Raw genomic sequence first — 20170 nt, forward strand, 5'->3', positions numbered from 1 at the left:
CGCGGGAACCGGGTGCGCACGAAGCCTGAGGCGTGTATGCGTGTCCGCCGCTCGCTAGCGTGGCAGGGTGATCGCTCCCGCTCCCTCCGCCATCGACCAGTCGAGCTATCAGATCCGCTTCGAATGGGGCGCGCGGGCCCTCCGCGTGCTCGCCCCCGCCCACGTCACGGTCCTCGTCGATGCTCTGCCCGGAGGGGACGGGGTCCTGCCCGGAGGGGACGGGCCCGATCTCGGCGGAGTCGAGGGCCGGATCGTCCGTGCGGGTCTGGTCGATCGCTCCGCCGTCGCTCGGTGGATTCTGGAGCGCCAGCACGAGAACGGCGGCCGCACCAGCGTGAACGTGATCGCCGTCGGTGACGTCGACGCGAGCGGAGCGACACGGTTCGCGATGGAGGACCAGCTCGCAGCCGGCGCCGTCGTCGATGCGCTGATCGGCCTCGGCATCGACCACGTCTCACCGGAGGCTGCCGTGGTCTGCGCCTCGTACGAGGGGCTACGGCGGGCCTGCGCACACCTGCTCACAGCGTCCGAGTCCGGCCGGCAGCTCGTCGCCGGGGGGCGGGCGGAGGAGGTCCGCGCGGCGGCGCGCGTCGATACCGTCGACGAGGTGTCGATCGTGCACTGACGCACCACCGACCCGGGCGGTGCGGCGCCCTGCCTGCGCCCCGTCCGATCTGCAGGACCCCATCCGATATGCAGGACTGCCTCCGATGTGCAGGACTGCGTCCGATCTGCAGGACTGCGTCCGATCTGCAGGGGATCCACCCCTCGCCGTCGGTTTTGCGCGGCTGGACCGGCCTCCGGGCTCAGATCCCCTGCACATCGCACCACTTCCGCGCACCGAACTCCTGCGGATGGCACGCCTTCCTGCATATCGAACTCCTGCGGATGGCACGCCTTCCTGCATATCGAACTCCTGCGGATGGCACGGAGTCCTGTGGATGGCACGGAGTCCTGCGGATGGCACGGAGTCCTGCGGACCGAACGGAGTCCTGCGAAAGGCACGGCCTCCTGCACATCGCACGCGCTTTCGCCCGCCGCGCAAGCCCCCGCGGATCCGTTCCTCCGCCTCGACCACCGCGCCGCCCCCGGCGTAGCGTTCCGCGGAGGCGGTCCCTCCGCCCCTGGCACCCGACCGAAAGCTGGCCCGCATGAAAGCCGTCCTCAACGACGTCGTCCTCGCCGACGCCCCCGACTCCGACCTGATCTCGATCGAGGGCAACTGGTACTTCCCGCCGTCGAGCATCGCCGAGGGTGTGCTCGTCGAGAGCCCCACTCCCTATACCTGCCCGTGGAAGGGAGAGTGCCAGTACTTCTCGGTGCAGACCGGCGACGGCCTTGAGAAGGACAAGGCCTGGTCGTACCCCCACCCGTACCCGACCGCGTTCGACCGCGTCGGGAAGGACTTCTCGCGCTACGTCGCCTTCGACCGATCGGTCCGCGTCTCCGACTGACTCGTCTCGCCGCGGCGCCTGCACCGGTGCCGCGGCGGCCCGTCCGTCGCCGCCCCCGTCAGCCGTACCCCGTCCATCGCTCGCCCGCCACCGAGCCCCCTCACGAGGAGGACGCCGCGCGCGCCCGGTAGGCCCGGACCTTCGCCCGGTTCCCGCAGCGCTGCATCGAGCACCAGCGGCGCGAACCCGCTCGGGACGTGTCGAGGTAGAGCATCCGACACTCCGGAGCCGCACAGCGCCGGAGCCGTGTGGTCTCGGCCGGTCCCAGCAGCACCACGGCCCCGCGGGCGATCGACGCGAGCGCCTGCCGTCCGGCCGCGCGCAGCCGCCCCGCCTGCCGCGATCCTCCGCTGAGCACCGGTGGGATGTCGGGCGTCGCCGCGAAGAGATTGACCACGTCGACGTCGCGCGGATCGAGTCGACGTCCCGCTTCCGCCGCGACGGCGAGCCGCGCTATCGCGTCCCGCAGCATGAGAGCGTCGTCCAGACGCGCGTCTGCGCTCTCGGGTCCGACCGCCTCGAACCGCTCGGCGAGCCAGGCGGCCAGGGCCGAGTCGGAGTCGAGGTGCCCGGCCGCTTCCCGCGCTCCGGTCGTGGCGAAGTCGAGGGCGAGGCTCCCGGAGTCGAACCACCAGCGCCGACCGTCGTCCTCGAGGAGCCACTGACCGGTCACCGGCGTCCGCCCTCCGCCGGAGGCCTGCGCTGCGCTCACGACGCGGGGACCGGACGGCGGCGCCACTGGATCGCGTTCGCCGGCTCGAACCTGCGCGCGCAACGCCCGCAGGCCAGGGCCCGGGTCGGGCGGCGGTGACGGTAGAACAGGTGGCCGCCCGGGCAGCTGCCGACCCACGGGGCGAGCTCGTCCGCGGTCGGGTTGCTGTGGGTGCGCGAGCCCGTGTAGCCCAGCCGCGCCGCGATCGACCGCCACGCGGGCCCGTGCCCGGCGTCGGGCCCGGCGAGTGCGTGCGCGACCTCGTGCAGGAGAGTCTGCTGCACCTCGTCATCGCTGCATCGCGCGGCGAGATGACGCGAAACGGTGATCCGGCGACGCGTCCAGTGGCACGCTCCGGCGCGCGTTCGCGCATGGTCGAACGCGAAGCCCCAGGAGGGATCGAGGTGCTTCTCGATCAGCGCGTAGGCCCAGCGGGCCACGTCCTCGAGGTCGGCCACCGGTGGCGCTGCCTAGGACTCGTCGCCGTCGGCGCGGCGGCGGCCGCGGACGGCGCCGTCGGTGCGGGGGCCGCGGTCGGACTCGTCCTGGAATTCGGAGGCGGCGGCGAACCCGAGGCGCGCGACTTCGAGTTCCTCCTCGGGGACACCCACGCGCTCGCCGAGGGCGGTCGCGGCGTCGAAGTCGCGCATCGCTCGGCCGTACTCGCCGAGCTCGAAGAAGGTGAGGCCGCGGTGCTTGAGCGCGAAGGAGTGCTCGAGGTGCCACTCGTGCGTGCGCGCCTCTTCCACGCAGAGCGCGAGCTCCGAGAGCGCTTCGTCGGTGCGGCCGCGCAGCTGCATCAGGCGCGCGCGGCGCACGCGGGCCGTGAGTAGCTCGGCGCGGTCGCCGGAGAAGCGGGTGCGGCGAACGGCCTCGTTCGCGAGGTCCCACGCCTCGTCGACGCGCCCGAGCAGGCGCAGAAGCTCCGCCTTCTCGGTGAGCGCGGCGAGGCTGCGCAGCGCGCCGACCTCCTCCAGGCGCTCCTGGGCGGCGTCAACGTCGATCTCCTCGCGGAGGGTCGCGGGGTCGTGGCGGATGATGATGCTCAGGGCGATGCTTCCTCGTGGAGTGCGGGTCCGGATCGGCGCGCGCGGCGGAACGGGAGGATGGTCGGGGTCGCTGACCCCGGCGTCGAGTGTACCGGCGGGTCCGTGAGCGCCGCCCCGACGCGCGACCGGGCTCAGCCCCTGCGCACCTGGAAGATGCTCCGCGCCGGTAGCGGCGACGGCGTGGCCGTCTCGTCCGTGACGACGAGCGCTCCGGCGACGAAGTTCTCGAGCTCGCGCCCCTGCACGAGCTTGGCGGGGGCGGGGTCGGCGGCGAGTCGCCGCGGCAGGGTGTCGACCGGCAGCGGGTCGGCCGAGGCGAGCATCACCACATTCCCGAAGCGCTTGGCCTTGAGCATCTGCGTGTCCGTCATGATCGCCGTGTACGCGAAGACGGAGGCGAGCGTCGCCGCCTGCGCGCGGGCGAAGGCGAGGGCTCCGCCGTCGGCGACGTTCACTGCGATCAGCCCGCCGGGTGCGAGCAGCGGCGCGATCGCGGCGTAGAACTCCGCGCTCGTCACGTGCGCCGGGGTGCGCGCCCCCGAGAAGATGTCGACCACGACCACGTCGACCGTCCCGCGCAGCCCGGGCGGCAGCTTCCCGAGCACCGCGCGGGCGTCGCCCTGCCGAATGCGGATCTGCGCCGCGCGGGGGAGTGGCAGCGCCTCGCGCACCAGCTCGACCAGGGCGCCCTCGATCTCGATCACCTGCTGCCTGGATCCCGGGCGTGTGGCGGCGACGTAGCGCGGGAGGGTCAGCGCGCCGGCGCCGAGGTGCAGGGCGGTGATGCTGTCGCCCTCGGGAGCGGCCAGGTCGATCGCGTGCCCGATCCGGCGGACATACTCGAAGGAGAGGTGCGCCGGGTCGGCGAGGTCGACGTGCGACTGCGGAGTGCCGTCGACCACCAGCGTCGCGGCCTCGAGCGAGTGGCGGTCGGGCTCGATCTGCGCGACGAAGCCGCTGTCGAGCACCGCGCGGGGGTGTTCGGAGTCGTCTCCACGTCGGCGGCCGGTGCGTTCCTGCATCCGACCAGTCTGCCGCGGGAGCGGGCGGGAGCACGGCGCTGGGGCTGCCCGATCGGCCGTGGATGCCGGGTTCCCTCTGCTCCTATACCGGACCCTGCCCTCTGCTCCTATACCGGACCCTGGGAGGCGGCGCAAGCATTCGTCCTTGCGCGGCGTGGCGTGGTGCGGCTATAGTCGTACTTTGCGCTCCCGAGTACCCATGCCCTCATATCGCGGTCGGCAGGTCACCGGAATCCGGCATCAGATGGTGGTTGCCGTTGCCATACTCTCACCCGCCCCGAAGACCGAGTCGCCTCGGTCCGCACGGCGTGCGGGAAGGGTGTCGGCCCGCTCCGGCGGGAGCCCACTCCACACATCCCACAGATTGAGACCCGCGAGGGTCTACGGAGGTTCCTTCCTTGGCTGCTGCGTCCACCGCGACCACCACCTCACCCAAGAACGGACGCGGAGCTTCGCGTCTCTCGTTCGCCAAGATCAGCGACACCCTGACCGTTCCGGATCTGCTCGCGCTGCAGACCGAGAGCTTCGACTGGCTCGTCGGCTCGGAGGCGTGGAAGACGCGCGTCGCCGAGGCGAAGGCCGCCGGCCGGGAGGATCTCCCTGCCAACTCCGGCCTCGACGAGATCTTCGAGGAGATCTCCCCGATCGAGGACCTCAGCGAGACGATGCAGCTGAGCTTCGCGAACCCGTACCTCGAGCCCGAGAAGTACACGATCGAGGAGTGCAAGGAGCGCGGCAAGACCTACGCTGCTCCGCTGTACGTCGAGGCCGAGTTCATGAATCACCTCACCGGTGAGATCAAGACTCAGACGGTCTTCATGGGCGACTTCCCCCTGATGACCGAGAAGGGCACGTTCATCATCAACGGCACCGAGCGTGTCGTCGTGTCGCAGCTCGTGCGCAGCCCCGGCGTCTACTTCGAGCGCCAGCAGGAGAAGACGTCCGACAAGGATATCTACTCGGCACGTGTCATCCCGAGCCGCGGGGCCTGGCTCGAGTTCGAGATCGACAAGCGCGACCAGGTGGGCGTGCGCATCGACCGCAAGCGCAAGCAGTCGGTCACCGTGTTCCTCAAGGCTCTGGGCCTGACGAGCGAGGAGATCCTCGAGCAGTTCGCCGGCTACGAGTCGATCGAGCTGACCCTCGAGAAGGACAACATCCTCACCAAGGAGGACGCGCTCCGCGACATCTACCGCAAGCTCCGTCCGGGCGAGCAGGTCGCGGCCGAGGCCGCCCGTGCGCTGCTGGACAACTTCTACTTCAACTCCAAGCGCTACGACCTCGCGAAGGTCGGCCGCTACAAGATCAACCGCAAGCTCGGTATCGACAAGGCGCTGTCCGACTCGGTGCTCACGGTCGAGGACATCATCGCGACCATCAAGTACCTGGTCGCCCTGCACGACGGCCGCACCGCCCTCCCCGGCGTGCGCGACGGCGAGTCGGTCGAGCTGCGTCTGGACGTCGACGACATCGATCACTTCGGCAACCGCCGCATTCGCGCGGTCGGCGAGCTGATCCAGAACCAGGTCCGCACGGGACTGTCCCGCATGGAGCGCGTCGTCCGCGAGCGCATGACCACGCAGGACATCGAGGCGATCACTCCGCAGACCCTGATCAACGTGCGCCCGGTCGTCGCGGCGATCAAGGAGTTCTTCGGAACGAGCCAGCTCTCGCAGTTCATGGACCAGAACAACCCGCTCGCGGGTCTGACCCACAAGCGCCGCCTGTCGGCGCTGGGCCCCGGCGGTCTCTCTCGTGAGCGCGCCGGCGTCGAGGTCCGTGACGTCCACCCCTCGCACTACGGCCGCATGTGCCCGATCGAGACCCCGGAAGGCCCGAACATCGGCCTGATCGGATCGCTCGCGTCCTTCGCGCGCATCAACTCGTTCGGCTTCATCGAGACCCCGTACCGCAAGGTCGTCGACGGCACGGTCACGTCGCAGATCGACTACCTCACCGCGTCCGAGGAGGACGAGTACCTGGTCGCCCAGGCGAACGCCCCCCTCACGCCCGACTTCCGCTTCGCGGAGGGCAAGGTCCTGGTCCGCCCCAAGGGCGGAGAGGTCGAACTCGTCGATGCCGAGCGCGTCCACTACATGGATGTCTCGCCGCGTCAGATGGTGTCGGTCGCGACCTCGCTGATCCCGTTCCTCGAGCACGACGACGCGAACCGTGCGCTCATGGGCGCGAACATGCAGCGTCAGGCCGTCCCGCTGCTGCGCAGCGAGTCGCCCGTCGTCGGAACCGGCATGGAGGGCTTCGCGGCCATCGACGCCGGAGACGTCATCACCGCCGACAAGGCCGGTGTCGTCCAGGAGGTCTCCGCCGACTCCGTCACCGTCCAGCTGGACGAGGGCGGAACGCAGACCTACTTCCTCCGCAAGTTCGACCGCTCCAACCAGGGCACCTCGTACAACAACCGCGTGGTCGTCTCGGCCGGCGAGCGCCTCGAGGTCGGCGAGGTCGTCGCCGACGGTCCCGCGACCGAGAACGGTGAACTCGCGCTCGGCAAGAACCTGCTCGTCGCGTTCATGCCGTGGGAGGGTCACAACTTCGAGGACGCGATCATCCTCAGCCAGAACCTGGTCAAGGACGACGTCCTCTCCTCGATCCACATCGAGGAGTACGAGGTCGACGCCCGCGACACCAAGCTCGGCAAGGAGGAGATCACCCGCGACCTCCCCAACGTCAGCCCGGAGCTCCTGGCCGACCTGGACGAGCGCGGCATCATCCGCATCGGCGCCGAGGTCCGCCCCGGCGACATCCTCGTCGGCAAGGTCACGCCCAAGGGCGAGACCGAGCTCTCGGCCGAGGAGCGCCTGCTCCGCGCGATCTTCAACGAGAAGAGCCGCGAGGTCCGCGACACATCGCTGAAGGTGCCCCACGGCGAGCAGGGAACGATCATCGGCGTCAAGGTGTTCGACGCGCAGGACGGCGACGACGAGCTCGGCTCGGGCGTCAACCAGCGCGTGGTCGTCTACATCGCCCAGAAGCGCAAGATCACCGAGGGTGACAAGCTCGCCGGTCGCCACGGCAACAAGGGCGTCATCTCGAAGATCCTGCCGGTCGAGGACATGCCCTTCCTCGCCGACGGCACTCCGGTCGACATCGTCCTCAACCCGCTCGGCGTCCCCGGCCGGATGAACTTCGGCCAGGTTCTCGAGATCCACCTGGGGTGGATTGCGAAGCAGGGCTGGAAGGTCGACGGCCAGCCCGAGTGGGCCGCGCGCCTGCCCGAGCACGCTCGCGAGGCGGCGCCCGGCACCAAGGTCGCGACCCCGGTCTTCGACGGTGCGGCGGAGGAGGAGCTCGCCGGGCTCCTCGACTCCACCACTCCGACCCGCGACGGCGAGCGCCTGATCGGCTCGTCCGGCAAGACGCAGCTGTTCGATGGCCGCTCCGGGGAGCCTTTCCCGGACCCGGTCTCGGTCGGCTACATGTACATCCTGAAGCTGCACCACCTCGTCGACGACAAGATCCACGCGCGCTCGACGGGCCCGTACTCGATGATCACCCAGCAGCCGCTCGGTGGTAAGGCGCAGTTCGGTGGACAGCGATTCGGCGAGATGGAGGTGTGGGCCCTCGAGGCCTACGGAGCGGCTTACGCCCTCCAGGAACTCCTCACCATCAAGTCGGACGACATCCTCGGCCGCGTGAAGGTGTACGAGGCCATCGTCAAGGGTGAGAACATCCAGGAGCCGGGCATCCCGGAGTCCTTCAAGGTCCTCATCAAGGAGATGCAGTCGCTGTGCCTGAACGTCGAGGTCCTCTCGGCCGACGGCACCGCGGTCAGCCTGCGCGACACCGATGACGAGGTCTACCGCGCCGCGGAAGAGCTCGGGATCAACATCTCCTCCCGGTTCGAGTCGTCCTCGGTCGACGACATCTGATCCGCGCCAGCCTCCGACGACTCCCGTCTCTGACGAGACACCCTGTTTTCCGACAAGGAGAAAACATTGCTCGACGTAACCACTTTCGATGAGCTGCGCATCGGCCTCGCGACGGCCGATGACATCCGTCGCTGGTCGCACGGTGAAGTGAAGAAGCCCGAGACCATCAACTACCGCACCCTCAAGCCCGAGAAGGACGGTCTGTTCGGCGAGCAGATCTTCGGACCTTCCCGCGACTGGGAGTGCTCCTGCGGCAAGTACAAGCGAGTCCGCTTCAAAGGCATCGTCTGCGAGCGCTGCGGCGTCGAGGTCACCAAGTCCTCGGTTCGTCGCGAGCGGATGGGCCACATCGAGCTCGCCGCTCCCGTCACTCACATCTGGTACTTCAAGGGCGTCCCCTCGCGCCTGGGATACCTGCTGGACATGGCGCCGAAGGACCTCGAGAAGGTCATCTACTTCGCGGCGTACATGATCATCGACGTGGACGACGACGGCCGTCACGCCGACATGCCCGGCCTCGAGAACGAGCTCCGGCTCGAGATCAAGACCCTCTCGGACCAGCGCGACTCCCGCATCGCGGACCGCCTGGCGCGCCTGGAGACCGATCTCGCCGCCCTGGAGGCGGAGGGCGCGAAGAGCGACCAGAAGCGCCGCACCAAGGACGGCGCCGAGAAAGAGATGGGCCAGATCCGCAAGTCCTTCGACGAGGACATTGCGCGGCTCGAGAGCGTGTGGGAGCAGTTCCGCACCCTCAAGGTCGGCGACCTCAAGCCCGAGGACGCCGTCTTCAACGAGCTCGTCGACCGCTACGGCGTCTACTTCGAGGCCTACATGGGCGCCGAGGCGATCAAGAAGCGCCTCGAGCAGTTCGACCTCCAGGCCGAGGCCGAGACGCTGCACCTGCAGATCGCCGAGGGCAAGGGTCAGAAGAAGATCCGCGCCATCAAGCGCCTGCGCGTCGTCAACTCGTTCCTCGCCACCGGCAACTCGCCGGCTGCGATGGTCCTCGACGTCGTCCCGGTCATCCCGCCGGAGCTGCGCCCGATGGTGCAGCTCGACGGAGGCCGGTTCGCGACCAGCGACCTGAACGACCTCTACCGTCGTGTGATCAACCGCAACAACCGTCTCCGCCGCCTGCTCGACCTCGGTGCCCCCGAGATCATCGTGAACAACGAAAAGCGCATGCTGCAGGAGGCGGTCGACGCTCTCTTCGACAACGGTCGTCGCGGCCGCCCCGTCACCGGTACCGGTAACCGCGCCCTCAAGTCCCTGAGCGACATGCTCAAGGGAAAGCAGGGTCGATTCCGCCAGAACCTGCTGGGCAAGCGCGTCGACTACTCGGGCCGCTCGGTCATCATCGTCGGCCCGCAGCTCAAGCTGCACCAGTGCGGTCTGCCCAAGCAGATGGCGCTGGAGCTGTTCAAGCCGTTCGTGATCAAGCGCCTGATCGACCTCTCGCACGCTCAGAACATCAAGGCCGCCAAGCGCATGGTGGAGCGATCGCGCCCGCAGGTGTGGGACGTGCTCGAGGAGATCATCCGCGAGCGCCCCGTCCTGCTGAACCGTGCGCCCACGCTGCACCGACTCGGCATCCAGGCCTTCGAGCCCCAGCTGGTCGAGGGCAAGGCGATTCAGCTGCACCCGCTCGTGTGCGCCGCGTTCAACGCGGACTTCGACGGCGACCAGATGGCCGTCCACCTGCCGCTGTCCGTCGAGGCCCAGGCCGAGGCCCGCATCCTGATGCTGGCGTCGAACAACATCCTCAAGCCCTCGGACGGCCGTCCGGTCACCCTGCCCACGCAGGACATGATCATCGGCCTCCACCACCTGACGACCATCCGCGAGGGTGCCGCCGGTGAGGGACGTGCATTCTCCTCCGTGTCCGAGGCGATCCTCGCGAAGGACCAGGGCTCGCTGCACCTGAACTCGAAGGTGAAGATCCGCATGTCGGACGTCTTCTTCGGGCAGGGTCAGGCACCCGAGGGCGTGGAGCTCGACGACAAGGGCAAGGTCACTGCGCCGGTGCTGCTCGAGACCACACTCGGTCGCGCCCTCTTCAACGAGGCGCTGCCGGTCGACTACCCCTACTTCGAGCAGGTCGCCGACAAGACGACCATCTCCGGGATCGTGAACGACCTCGCGGAGCGCTACCCGAAGGTGGAGGTCGCCGCCTCCCTCGACCGGATCAAGGACGCCGGCTTCTACTGGGCCACTCGGTCCGGCGTGACCGTCGCACTGTCGGACATCCTCACGCCTCCGTCGAAGCCCGAGATCATCGCGGGCTACGAGAAGAAGGCCGCGAAGGTCGAGTCCGAGTACGACAAGGGTCTGACCACCCAGGCCGAGCGCCGCCAGGAGCTCGTGAAGATCTGGACCGAGGCGACCGACGAGGTCGCCACGGCCATGCGCGCGAACTTCCCGACGGACAACACCATCAACCGCATGGTCACCTCCGGTGCCCGTGGAAACTGGCTGCAGGTGCGCAACATCGCCGGCATGCGAGGCCTGGTGAACAACCCGAAGGGCGAGATCATCGCCCGTCCGATCATCTCCTCCTACCGCGAGGGCCTGTCGGTCGCCGAGTACTTCATCGCCACGCACGGTGCCCGCAAGGGTCTGGCCGACACCGCGCTGCGCACCGCGGACTCGGGGTACCTGACGCGTCGACTCGTCGACGTCTCGCAGGACGTCATCATCCGTGAGGACGACTGCGGCACCACGAAGGGTCTCGAGCTGCCGATCATGCTCCAGGACGCCACCGGCGCCTGGATCAAGGACTCGAACGTCGAGAACTCGGTCTACGCCCGTTCGCTCGCCACCCCGGCGTCGAACGAGGCGGGCGAGCGCGTCGCCGAGGCCGGCGAGGACGTGGGCGATGTTCTGATCGAGAAGCTGGTCGGAGCAGGTGTCCGCCACATCAAGGTGCGCTCCGTCCTGACCTGTGAGTCCGCCGTCGGCGTCTGCGCGGCCTGCTACGGCCGTTCGCTCGCCACCGGCAAGCTCGTCGACATCGGCGAGGCCGTCGGTATCATCGCGGCCCAGTCGATCGGCGAGCCCGGCACCCAGCTCACCATGCGCACCTTCCACACCGGTGGCTCGGCCTCGGCCGACGACATCACGCAGGGTCTTCCCCGCGTGCAGGAACTCTTCGAGGCCCGTACCCCCAAGGGTGCGTCACCCATCGCGGAGGCCGCCGGTCGCATCACGATCGAGGACACCGACCGGGCCCGCCGCGTCATCCTCCAGCCGGACAACGGCGACGAGGCGGTCATCTATCCGGTGCTCAAGCGCTCGCAGCTGCTCGTCGAGGACGGCCAGTCGGTCACCCTCGGGCAGCAGTTGCACGTCGGAACGGTCGACCCCAAGGAGGTCCTGCGCGTGCTGGGCGTCCGCGAGGTCCAGAAGCACCTGGTGGGCGGCGTTCAGGGCGTCTACCGTTCGCAGGGTGTGCCGATCCACGACAAGCACATCGAGGTCATCGTGCGCCAGATGCTCCGGAAGGTCACCGTGGTCGATCACGGCGACACGGAGCTGCTGCCGGGCGAGCTCGTCGACCGCTCGCGGTACAGCGAGGTCAACCGTGCGGCTCTGACCGAGGGCAAGCGGACCGCGTCCGCACGCCAGGAGGTTATGGGTATCACCAAGGCCTCGCTCGCGACCGAGTCCTGGTTGTCGGCCGCGTCCTTCCAGGAGACCACCCGTGTTCTGACGCAGGCGGCGATGGAGGGCAAGCGCGACCCGCTGCTGGGCCTGAAGGAGAACGTGATCATCGGAAAGCTGATCCCGGCGGGAACCGGTCTGCCCAAGTACCGGAACGTGTCGGTCGAAGCGACCGAGGAGGCGAAGGCGGAGCGGTACCCCAACCGCATCTTCGCCGACGACGCCGCCTTCAGCGACGCCGACCTCTCGTTCGTCGACTTCGACTCGTTCTCGAGCGACGGCTACGAGCCGGGCAACTACAGCTGACTCACGTGAGCTGAACGATCGAAGGCCCCGTCGGGACACCGGCGGGGCCTTCGTCGTTCCCGGGCCGGCCACACCCGCACGGGGGGTGCCGGCGGTTCGCGCCTGCGGACGTTCTGCCCGCGGTGGGAATGATTGACTCGAGGGGTGCTCGCCGGGTCGCGTTCGTCCCGATCCCCGTCCTGGCCGCGGCACTCGAAGGACTGCGCGGATGAGAGTCGTGATCGTCGTGCTGGCCGCCCTGGTTGCGGTGGTCGGCGCGCTCATCGTGCCCAGTGGGCGCGCCGAGGCGGCGGAGGCCGTCGTCCCGACGTCCTGCGGAGCGGCGCAGCTCGCGCCGGTGCTCGCGGGTGACGACGTCGAGCCGCGCTCCGTCAGGGCTGTCGTGCCGATCGTGCTGCTGCACGGCTGGCTCGGCACAGCGACCCACGACGCGAGCCGCACTGGCGTCTTCTCGCACCTGGTCGACATGGTCTCGTCGGGCTCAGCGACCGCTCTCGACGCTCCCAGGCCTTCGCTCCTCGGCCGGTTCCAACAGATCGAGGGCGCCGCCGTTTACACCTTCGACTATCGTCGCCTTGCCGCCCGTTGGGTCACCGACCCCGGGATCAGCGATGCTCTTTCCTCCTCGATCGCCTGTCTGGTGTCGGCGACCGGCCAGCGTGCCATTGTGGTTGCGCATTCGATGGGCGGTCTCGCCGCACGTCAGGCGCTGAGCAGCACGGTCGACGGCACGGCCGTGTCATCGATGGTCTCGTCGGTGCTCACCTTCGGGACACCCAATACCGGTTCCGATGTCGCCGAGCGTCTGGGCCGGATGGTCGATGAGTCCGGTCGGGTGAGTCCCGCCGTGATCGCCGGGCTCGACCCGCCGAGCCGGCTGAGCCTCTCGGCGATGCTCGCCTCCTGCGGTGACGCCGTTTCAGAGAACGCCGAGTACGCGGGGGAGTGCACGGGAGTGCCCTTGATCGACGCTCTCGCCTCCGCCGCGGGCAAGGGCCTGCGCACCGGATCGTCCGAGCTCAGCTCCCTGCCGCCCTGGCCGGCCGGCGTGCACGTGACGGCGCTGGTCGGCGACATCCAGGTCACCGCGGCTGTAGCGCTCGGCCGGGCCAGCGCGCCGGTCGGCCTCGGCGACATCATGGTCGCGACCGGATCGGCGACAGCCGGGGTCGACGACTCCGTGGTCTCGACCTGCCGCTACACCTATCTGGCTGCGGCGGATGCTCCGTCGGTGGTCGCCGAGCTCACGCCCTTCGCACGCCTGGGCAACGCCCTGCGCTTCGCCAAGCTCGTGGTCGATGTGGACGCGAGCCCGTGCCATCACGCGCGTCTGACCCGCAACGTCGACCTCGTCGAGCACGCCACGGGCGTCGTCTCCGATGTCATCGCCCGGGAGCTGGCCGTCCCGCGCGCGACAAAGGCGCGGGCGACCGCGCACCTGTTCCCGGCGGCGGAGGAGTCGCGGCGGCGCTCCTTGTGAGCGTCCTGAGGCGGGTCGCGGACAGCGAGGAAACATGGTGTCGCGACGTTTGACGGACGAATGTCGCGCATCATACGGTCGGACCGGTCGCTGGGGGCGGCCGCCTGGGGGGACAGGCAGCGCGGTCCGCGCGGTACCCGAGCCGCATGCGCGGCCCGCGCCCGTCCCCGCCCCGCTCTCACCCGCTGCCCGCGGAACGGGTACGCTCTGCTGGACACCAGATGTCGGAGAGGTCTCCGCACATCCCAGCGGAGGCCCCATGAGTGACGAGCCCCCGGCGACGCCGGAGACGACGCGTACGCCGCGTCTCTCCCGCGAGCAGGTCCGCATCCGCCTGCTCGACGCGGCCCTCGCAGTCGTGCGGACCGAGGGTCTGCGCGTCGGAGTCGGCCACCTGTCGCTCGAAGACGTCATCCGCTCGGCCGGGGTGCCGCGCAGCACGGTGTATCGGATCTGGCCGACCCGGAAGTCGTTCTACGACGAGCTGATCGGTGCCATTCCCGAGCGGGTACTCGCGACTCGGCTCGACCAGCCGTCGCTGGCCGCCGGGGACTCCTACCTGCATCGCCACCTCGTCGCGGAGCTCACGCCGGAGCAGCGTCGCGAGGCCCTGGTCGCCTCGGTGCGGGTGGCCGTCGATGCGAACGTCGACAACGTTTTCTCAGCACAGCACTGGCGCAACTTCATCGCCCTCGCCGGCGCGGCCGACTCGCACGAGGAGCCGGCGAGGACCGCCATCCGCTCGGCGCTGCGCGTCCGTCAGCTCCACTTCATCGACAACATGGCGAAGTACTACCAGCACACCCTCGACGAGGCAGGGCTGCGGCTGCGCCCGGGCCGCAGCCACGCGGCACTCGCCTCCGCCGTCTCTGCCCTCGTGGAGGGTCTCTGCATTGCCCGCATCGCCGCGCCGGAGCTGGTGACCGGCCCCCTCGACCCCGCCGACCCCGACGGCCCCTCGCTCGCCGTCGTCTCGGTGTTGATGCTGATCGACGGGTTCACCGAAACGGACGACTGATCCGGGGATCCGCGTGCGCTCAGTCCTCCGCGACCGGCTCCAGCATCCCGTCGACGATCGAGCGGATCGTCCACGCCGCGAGCATCCACTCGACCGGCTCTCCGTCGAGGCCGGGGGCCGTCACGGCGGCGTCGAGGTCATCGTCCAGGAGGCGGCCGCGGTGCGCGAGTCCGTCGATCACGGTCGCCGTGAGGTGAGCGAGCTGGAGCGTGGTGAATCCGGGGCGCAGTGAGGCGCCGATCAACTCGAGGAACTCCTCGTAGAAGTCCCGCATCCGGCGGGTCAGCATGCCCTCGATCCGCTTCGCCGTCGCCTGGACGGCATCGCGCGCGGGCCCGGCCTCCATCGAGAAGGTGCAGGCGAGGAGGGCGTTGTAGGAGGACCAGTCAGCGGATCGGCGGAGTGACTCCGCGTTCGCGCGAGCGCCGATCCGGATCATCTCCCAGCCGACCTGTCGGCGTCCGGCGGCGGTCACGAGCAGGTGGGAGAAGCGTTTGCGGACCTCGCGCGTCTCCTGTCGGGTCTCGAGTTCGGCGCCCTCGGCGTAGCGGTCGCGCACGAAGATTTCGCCGATGAGGTCCGCGACGAACTCCTCGCGGGTGCTCCAGATGCGGTAGACGGAGCTGCGCGGCACCTCCGCGAGGCGGATGTACTCCTCCATCGGCAGGTGCGCGAAGCTCACGGTGAGGCCGTGGGTCGAGACGACCTCGCGGGCCGTGGTGATCATGCGGTTGCGGACCTGCTCCGCGGGTATCCTCCGGGCCCGTGCGGCGCCTCCTGAGCTGTCGTCCATGCTGAGGGACACTATCCGGTGCCGGGGGCCCCGAGGCGCCCTTCAGGCGGTCCATGAGCCGATTCGGAACGGTCTGGGGGTCTCCTCCCACTGAAACGAAATGTCTCATCAGCTGCGCGCTGAGTGCCATGCCCGCTACGGTGCAGCCGGGGCGGACCCGAACCTGCCCCTGCAAGGGGACCTCCGTGACCGGATTCGATCGGTTCACGCTGGACGTCGCAGACGGACCAGCGATCGAGCGCGCCGCGCTCCAGGCGCTGCTCGCGCAGCTGCTGCCGCAGTTCTCGCACGACGAAGAGGGCGTGGACCGGATCGCGGTCCTCGACCTCGACGGCGTGCCCGGCGAGGAGGTGGCCGCCGCGATGGAGCGCGCCGCGGAGCGCACGGTCGGCCTCGTCGTCCTCTCCTCCTCCGACTCGCTCGAGCCGGTGCGGGCTGTGCTGCGGCGCGAGAGAGCCGCCTACGTCTGGAAGGGAGACGACCCGAGCGAGCTCGCCGCCGCTGTCGTCTCGGTCGCTTCCGGCCGCACCTGGATCTCGGACACGGCCCGGCACCGGCTCGTGCACGGCCGGGAGGTGCGCCGCCCGGTGCTGAGCCCGCAGGAGAGCCGGGTGATGCGCGCCTACGGGGCCGGAGCCGCGGTCAGGACCGTCGCCGTCGATCTCAACGTCGCCGAGCACACCGTCCGCACCTACATCAAGCGGATCCGCGCCAAGTACCTCGAGACCGGGGTCACACTCGACTCACGGGTCGACTTCTACCGTCACATCGGCGACCACGACGTCGCCATCCGTCGCGGCGGAGACCGGGTGCGGGCCGTCGAGCAGCAGGCGGGCAGCGACGCCGCGAGCGAGCGCCGAGCGTGAGGCCAGGAGAATCGCGTTCCCGTCGCTGCGCCCCTCGATGAACGCGGTGGCGCCGACCGCGGTGGTGACGGGGAGCAGCTCCCGTACGACCCGGCGCAGGCGCGTGAGCCTGCGGTGGTCGGCGTCGTCGGCGACGTTGACCGCGAGCAGTCCCGCGGATCCTACTCGCGCGGTGAGCGGAGCGAGCACGGCCGGCGAGTAGAAGGCCTCCGGGATCTCGTCGCCGTCGTAGACGTCGAGCACGACGAGGTCGGCCTTCCAGGTGGGCAGTGCTCCGGAGGCGTCCGCTGTCACGACCCGCACGCGGGCGTCGCGGGGGAGCGGGGCGTGGGCGAGCACGAACTCGACCAGTCCCTCCGCGCTCTCGACCGCGAGCTGCTCGGAGCCGGGCCGTGTCACCGCGACGTAGCGCGCCAGTGCCAGCGCGCCGGCACCGAGGTGCAGCACGCGCAGCGGCTCACCCGCAGCCGCAGCCGCGTCCACGACCGCGCCGAGGCGGGCGAGGTACTCGAGGTGCAGTGATCGAGGATCCCCTGGGTCGATCAGCGACTGCTCGATGCCGTCGACCGTGAGCAGCAGTGCCTCCGGCCGCACCGGGTCGGGCCTCAGCTCGGCGACGCGGCCATCCGGCAGTACGAGGCTCGGCGGCATGCCGTCACGCTAGCGCTCCTCGCGCGATCCGCCCTGGCGCCGGTACGGTGACAGGCATGGTCGCCTTGATCCTGCTCGACGTCGATGGCGTCCTGAATCCCTCCGTCCGCAGCGATCGCGCGGCGGGCTCGCACCGGCTCGAACTCGAGCCGGAGCGGGAGGCGCTCGTCGCCCGGCTCGCCGCGGTCGGCACGATCGTCTGGGCCACGACGTGGCCGCCCCGCCTGACCTCGGTCCTCGCTGAGGATCTCGGGTTGCCGGGCGGCACGGAGGCGATCGTCTTCGACGGCGGGCTCCCTCGCGATCCGCGATTCCCCGGGCAGACCGGCAAGCTTCAGCCGGTCGCGGCCTGGCTCGAGTCGGCCGCCGACCGCGGCCCGATCGACGCGGTGGTCTGGATCGACGACAACCTCCGCGAGGACGCCTACCTCTGGGCGCGCGAGCAGAGCACCCCCTTCCATCTGATCCGACCGGACTCGGCGGCGGGCCTCACCGACGACGAGGTCGCGGGGACGGAGCGGTTCCTCGCCGCGCACTCGGCGTCACGGGGCGACATCCGGGAATAGCCGACCCCTTCCCCGGTTATCGTCTGTGCGAGTGGGTCCGCTTCGCCGCGGTCCCCTCCTGGACGTCCCGTCCCGTCGTCGATCCCCGCGCCGCACCCCGCGCACCGCGACCGCCACGACTCCGTGATTCACCGAAGGACAACACCGTGACCCTTTCCGCCCGTACCTCTCTGCGCGTCCTGTTCGGCACTGCTGCTGCCGCCGCCGCCCTGGTCCTCGCCGGCTGCGCGCCCGCCTCGACCGACGACGTGGTCTCGGGCTCGAGCGGCGCGGGCACGACCTCCGCGAGCGACGGCCTGACCCTCGCCGAGGTCAAAGACTCCGGAAAGCTCACCATCGGCACCGAGGGCACCTACCCGCCCTTCTCCTTCCACGCCGATGGCGGCACCGGTGCGCTGACCGGTTACGACATCGACGTGGTCACCGCGGTCGCCGAGAAGCTGGGCGTGGAGCCCGAGTTCCAGGAGACGCAGTGGGACGCGATTTTCGCGGGCCTGGAGGGTGGGCGCTTCGACGTGATCGCCAACCAGGTCGCGATCAACGATGACCGCAAGGCGAAGTACGACTTCTCCGAGCCGTACTCCGTCAGCCCCGGCGTCGTGATCGTGCCTGCGAGCGACACGTCCATCACCGATCTCGCCGGCCTCTCCGGCAAGACCACCGCCCAATCGCTCTCGAGCAACTGGTACACCGTCGCGCAGCAGAACGGCGCGCAGGTCGAGGGCGTCGAGGGCTGGGCCCAGGCCATCGCCCTCGTCGAGCAGGGACGCGTCGACGCGACGGTGAACGACCGCCTCACCTGGCTCGACTGGTCCACGACCTACCCCGACCAGGCCGCCGGACTCAAGGTCGCCGTCACGACCGCCGACACCTCCGCGAGCGGTTTCGCCTTCCCTCGGGGATCCGATGACCTCGTCGCCGCCGTCGACTCCGCCCTCGACGAACTGCGCGCGGACGGCACCCTCGTCTCCCTCTCCGAGCGCTACTTCGGAGCCGACGTCTCCCAGTAGTCCGCCGCGGCGGCTCCTTCTGCACCGGGAGGAGCCGCCTCGCGCGGGTTCGGCCTCGCGGTGAGGGAATGCACTGCGCCGGAGGCCGACGCGCCGGGCGCAATCGTGCCCGGGCATGCCAGCATTCCGAAGGAGGCGGACTCGGTCCGCCTCCGATGCCACCACCCGACCGAGCCGACCGCGGGGCTGCTCCGCGAAGGAGAGAATCTATGGATCTTGTCCTCCGGTCGTTCTGGCCGATCCTCTCCGGGGGCATCGTCGGGACGATCCCGCTCGCGGTGGTGAGCTTCGCGATCGGGCTCGTGCTCGCGCTGGCGGTCGCCCTGATGCGGCTCTCGCGGGTGCGGATCCTCTCCTGGACCGCCCGCGCCTACATCTCGGTCATCCGTGGCACACCCCTCCTGGTGCAGCTGTTCGTGATCTTTTACGGCCTGCCGAGCCTCGGCCTCAAGATCGACCCGTGGCCCAGCGCCACGATCGCCTTCGCCCTGAACGTGGGAGGCTACGCGGCCGAGGTGATTCGAGCGGCGATCCTGAGCGTCCCGAAGGGGCAGTGGGAGGCGGCGCACACCATCGGCATGAGCCGCGCGCTCTCCCTGCGGCGGATCATCCTGCCGCAGGCCGCGCGGGTCTCGGTGCCGCCGCTGTCGAACACCTTCATCTCCCTGGTGAAGGACACCTCGCTGGCCTCGCTGATCCTGGTGACCGAGCTCTTCCGGCAGGCGCAGAAGATCGCGACTGCGTCCAGCGAGTTCATGCTGCTCTACGTCGAGGCCGCCCTGATCTACTGGCTCATCTGCCTGGTGCTCTCCAGCGGCCAGGGTCTGCTCGAAAAGCGATTGGACCGCTATGTCGCCCGTTGACTCCCCGACCGACGCTCGGCCCGTGGTCACGGCCCGGGGCCTGCGCAAGTCCTTCGGCGGCGTGGAGGTGCTCCGTGGGATCGACCTAGAGGTCCGCCGAGGCGAGGTCGTCGCTCTCATCGGTCCGTCCGGCTCGGGTAAGACCACCGTCCTGCGCTCGCTGAACAGCCTCGAGGTGCCGGACGGCGGAGTCGTCGAACTCGCGGACGGCAGCGTGCTCACCTTCGATCGCGGTGTCGGACGCAAGGCGCTCACCGGTCTGCGCAATCACTCCGCGATGGTCTTTCAACATTTCAACCTTTTCCCTCATCTGACCGTCCTGCAGAACGTCACGGAGGGGCCGCTGCGAGTGCAGCGCCGCTCCGCATCCGAGGTGGTCCCGGAGGCGGAGCTGCTGCTCGAGCGCGTCGGCCTCGGCGGCCGGGGGAGCGCCTACCCGTTCGAGCTCTCCGGCGGGCAGCAGCAGCGCGTCGGCATCGTGCGGGCGCTCGCGCTGCGGCCCGAGCTCCTCCTCTTCGATGAGCCGACCTCGGCGCTGGACCCGGAGCTGGTCGGCGACGTGCTCTCGCTGATGCGAGAGCTGGCGGGAGAGGGCTGGACGATGCTCGTGGTCACGCACGAACTCGAATTCGCCCGGCAGGTGGCCTCGGAGGTCGTCTTCATGGCCGACGGCGTCGTCGTCGAACGCGGCGCTCCCGCGCAGATTCTGCGGGAGCCGCGCGAGCCGCGGACCCGGCAGTTCCTGCACCGTCTCCTCCATCCGCTCGACTAGGTCCGCCCTCCATCGACGGGAGCCGCGCGGCGCACCGGAAGTGGCGCGACCCGTGCCT

16 protein-coding genes are annotated in these 20170 nt (G+C 69.7%); 11 read left to right on the forward strand and 5 right to left on the reverse strand.

Features of this window, described 5'->3' with window-relative positions; translation table 11 throughout:
- Positions 1–67 precede the first annotated feature (67 nt).
- Together C5D07_RS06270 and C5D07_RS06275 are read left to right on the forward strand one after the other, a co-directional pair.
- On the forward strand, positions 68–625 hold the full coding sequence (locus tag C5D07_RS06270) for a 2-phosphosulfolactate phosphatase (protein ID WP_104258965.1): 558 nt from the start codon (positions 68–70) through the stop codon (positions 623–625).
- A 526-nt stretch (positions 626–1151) separates the two neighbouring features.
- Positions 1152–1454, forward strand: a complete 303-nt coding sequence (locus tag C5D07_RS06275) for a DUF427 domain-containing protein (protein WP_104258966.1) — start codon at positions 1152–1154, stop codon at positions 1452–1454.
- Between the two features lie 100 nt (positions 1455–1554).
- Here the strand turns inward: C5D07_RS06275 and C5D07_RS06280 are convergent, their stop codons facing one another.
- The 4 genes from C5D07_RS06280 to C5D07_RS06295 all read right to left on the reverse strand — a co-directional run bounded on the left by C5D07_RS06280 (position 1555) and on the right by C5D07_RS06295 (position 4237).
- Complete coding sequence (locus tag C5D07_RS06280; protein ID WP_237358225.1) at positions 1555–2166, reverse strand: CGNR zinc finger domain-containing protein; 612 nt, start codon at positions 2164–2166, stop codon at positions 1555–1557.
- Positions 2163–2624: a SprT-like domain-containing protein gene (locus C5D07_RS06285; protein ID WP_104258967.1), complete on the reverse strand. Its 462-nt coding sequence runs from the start codon at positions 2622–2624 to the stop codon at positions 2163–2165. Before C5D07_RS06285 ends, C5D07_RS06280 begins: the two co-directional genes overlap by 4 nt.
- 12 nt (positions 2625–2636) lie before the next feature.
- Positions 2637–2984: a hypothetical protein gene (locus tag C5D07_RS15945; RefSeq protein ID WP_068251404.1), complete on the reverse strand. Its 348-nt coding sequence runs from the start codon at positions 2982–2984 to the stop codon at positions 2637–2639.
- Positions 2985–3346: 362 nt separating this feature from the next.
- Positions 3347–4237 carry a spermidine synthase gene (locus C5D07_RS06295; protein WP_068251407.1) on the reverse strand — a complete coding sequence of 297 codons (891 nt, stop codon included), beginning with the start codon at positions 4235–4237 and terminating at the stop codon, positions 3347–3349.
- A 398-nt stretch (positions 4238–4635) separates the two neighbouring features.
- On the opposite strand from C5D07_RS06295, the gene rpoB reads away from it, so the two are divergent.
- The 4 genes from rpoB (at position 4636) to C5D07_RS06315 (ending at position 14591) form a co-directional block, all read left to right on the forward strand.
- The gene (gene rpoB / locus C5D07_RS06300; protein WP_068251410.1) at positions 4636–8127 is read left to right on the forward strand and encodes a DNA-directed RNA polymerase subunit beta; all 3492 of its coding nucleotides are present in this window, start codon (positions 4636–4638) and stop codon (positions 8125–8127) included.
- Between the two features lie 66 nt (positions 8128–8193).
- On the forward strand, positions 8194–12093 hold the full coding sequence (locus C5D07_RS06305; protein WP_068251413.1) for a DNA-directed RNA polymerase subunit beta': 3900 nt from the start codon (positions 8194–8196) through the stop codon (positions 12091–12093).
- Between the two features lie 208 nt (positions 12094–12301).
- Positions 12302–13573 carry an esterase/lipase family protein gene (locus C5D07_RS06310; RefSeq protein WP_104258968.1) on the forward strand — a complete coding sequence of 424 codons (1272 nt, stop codon included), beginning with the start codon at positions 12302–12304 and terminating at the stop codon, positions 13571–13573.
- A 259-nt stretch (positions 13574–13832) separates the two neighbouring features.
- Positions 13833–14591, forward strand: a complete 759-nt coding sequence (locus C5D07_RS06315) for a TetR/AcrR family transcriptional regulator (RefSeq protein ID WP_104258969.1) — start codon at positions 13833–13835, stop codon at positions 14589–14591.
- A 19-nt stretch (positions 14592–14610) separates the two neighbouring features.
- Here C5D07_RS06315 and C5D07_RS06320 read toward each other — a convergent pair whose 3' ends face one another.
- Complete coding sequence (locus C5D07_RS06320; RefSeq protein WP_146076692.1) at positions 14611–15384, reverse strand: hypothetical protein; 774 nt, start codon at positions 15382–15384, stop codon at positions 14611–14613.
- A 185-nt stretch (positions 15385–15569) separates the two neighbouring features.
- Between C5D07_RS06320 and C5D07_RS06325 the strand changes: the two genes are divergently transcribed.
- From C5D07_RS06325 to C5D07_RS06345, 5 genes are all read left to right on the forward strand, one after another.
- Positions 15570–16250, forward strand: coding sequence for a LuxR C-terminal-related transcriptional regulator (locus tag C5D07_RS06325; protein ID WP_104258970.1), 681 nt, complete (start codon positions 15570–15572; stop codon positions 16248–16250).
- Between the two features lie 707 nt (positions 16251–16957).
- A complete protein-coding gene (locus C5D07_RS06330; protein WP_104258971.1) occupies positions 16958–17467 on the forward strand; it encodes an HAD domain-containing protein in 510 nt (169 codons plus the stop codon).
- A 146-nt stretch (positions 17468–17613) separates the two neighbouring features.
- Entirely contained in the window at positions 17614–18477 is an 864-nt protein-coding gene (locus C5D07_RS06335) for an amino acid ABC transporter substrate-binding protein (RefSeq protein ID WP_068251429.1), read from the forward strand.
- 209 nt (positions 18478–18686) lie between these two features.
- A complete protein-coding gene (locus C5D07_RS06340) occupies positions 18687–19340 on the forward strand; it encodes an amino acid ABC transporter permease (RefSeq protein WP_084415775.1) in 654 nt (217 codons plus the stop codon).
- On the forward strand, positions 19327–20112 hold the full coding sequence (locus C5D07_RS06345; RefSeq protein ID WP_068251435.1) for an amino acid ABC transporter ATP-binding protein: 786 nt from the start codon (positions 19327–19329) through the stop codon (positions 20110–20112). Before C5D07_RS06340 ends, C5D07_RS06345 begins: the two co-directional genes overlap by 14 nt.
- The last annotated feature ends 58 nt before the right edge of the window (positions 20113–20170 follow it).

This window comes from Rathayibacter tritici (assembly GCF_002932875.1).
GTDB classification, from domain to species: domain Bacteria; phylum Actinomycetota; class Actinomycetes; order Actinomycetales; family Microbacteriaceae; genus Rathayibacter; species Rathayibacter tritici.

Coding starts and splice junctions, on each gene's coding strand:
- C5D07_RS06320 (WP_146076692.1), bottom strand. CDS start 15,384: ATGGACGACAGCTCAGGAGGCGCCGCACGGGCCCGGAGGATACCCGCG.
- C5D07_RS06330 (WP_104258971.1), top strand. CDS start 16,958: ATGGTCGCCTTGATCCTGCTCGACGTCGATGGCGTCCTGAATCCCTCC.
- C5D07_RS06275 (WP_104258966.1), top strand. CDS start 1,152: ATGAAAGCCGTCCTCAACGACGTCGTCCTCGCCGACGCCCCCGACTCC.
- C5D07_RS06345 (WP_068251435.1), top strand. CDS start 19,327: ATGTCGCCCGTTGACTCCCCGACCGACGCTCGGCCCGTGGTCACGGCC.
- C5D07_RS06340 (WP_084415775.1), top strand. CDS start 18,687: ATGGATCTTGTCCTCCGGTCGTTCTGGCCGATCCTCTCCGGGGGCATC.
- C5D07_RS06295 (WP_068251407.1), bottom strand. CDS start 4,237: ATGCAGGAACGCACCGGCCGCCGACGTGGAGACGACTCCGAACACCCC.
- C5D07_RS06310 (WP_104258968.1), top strand. CDS start 12,302: ATGAGAGTCGTGATCGTCGTGCTGGCCGCCCTGGTTGCGGTGGTCGGC.
- C5D07_RS06315 (WP_104258969.1), top strand. CDS start 13,833: ATGAGTGACGAGCCCCCGGCGACGCCGGAGACGACGCGTACGCCGCGT.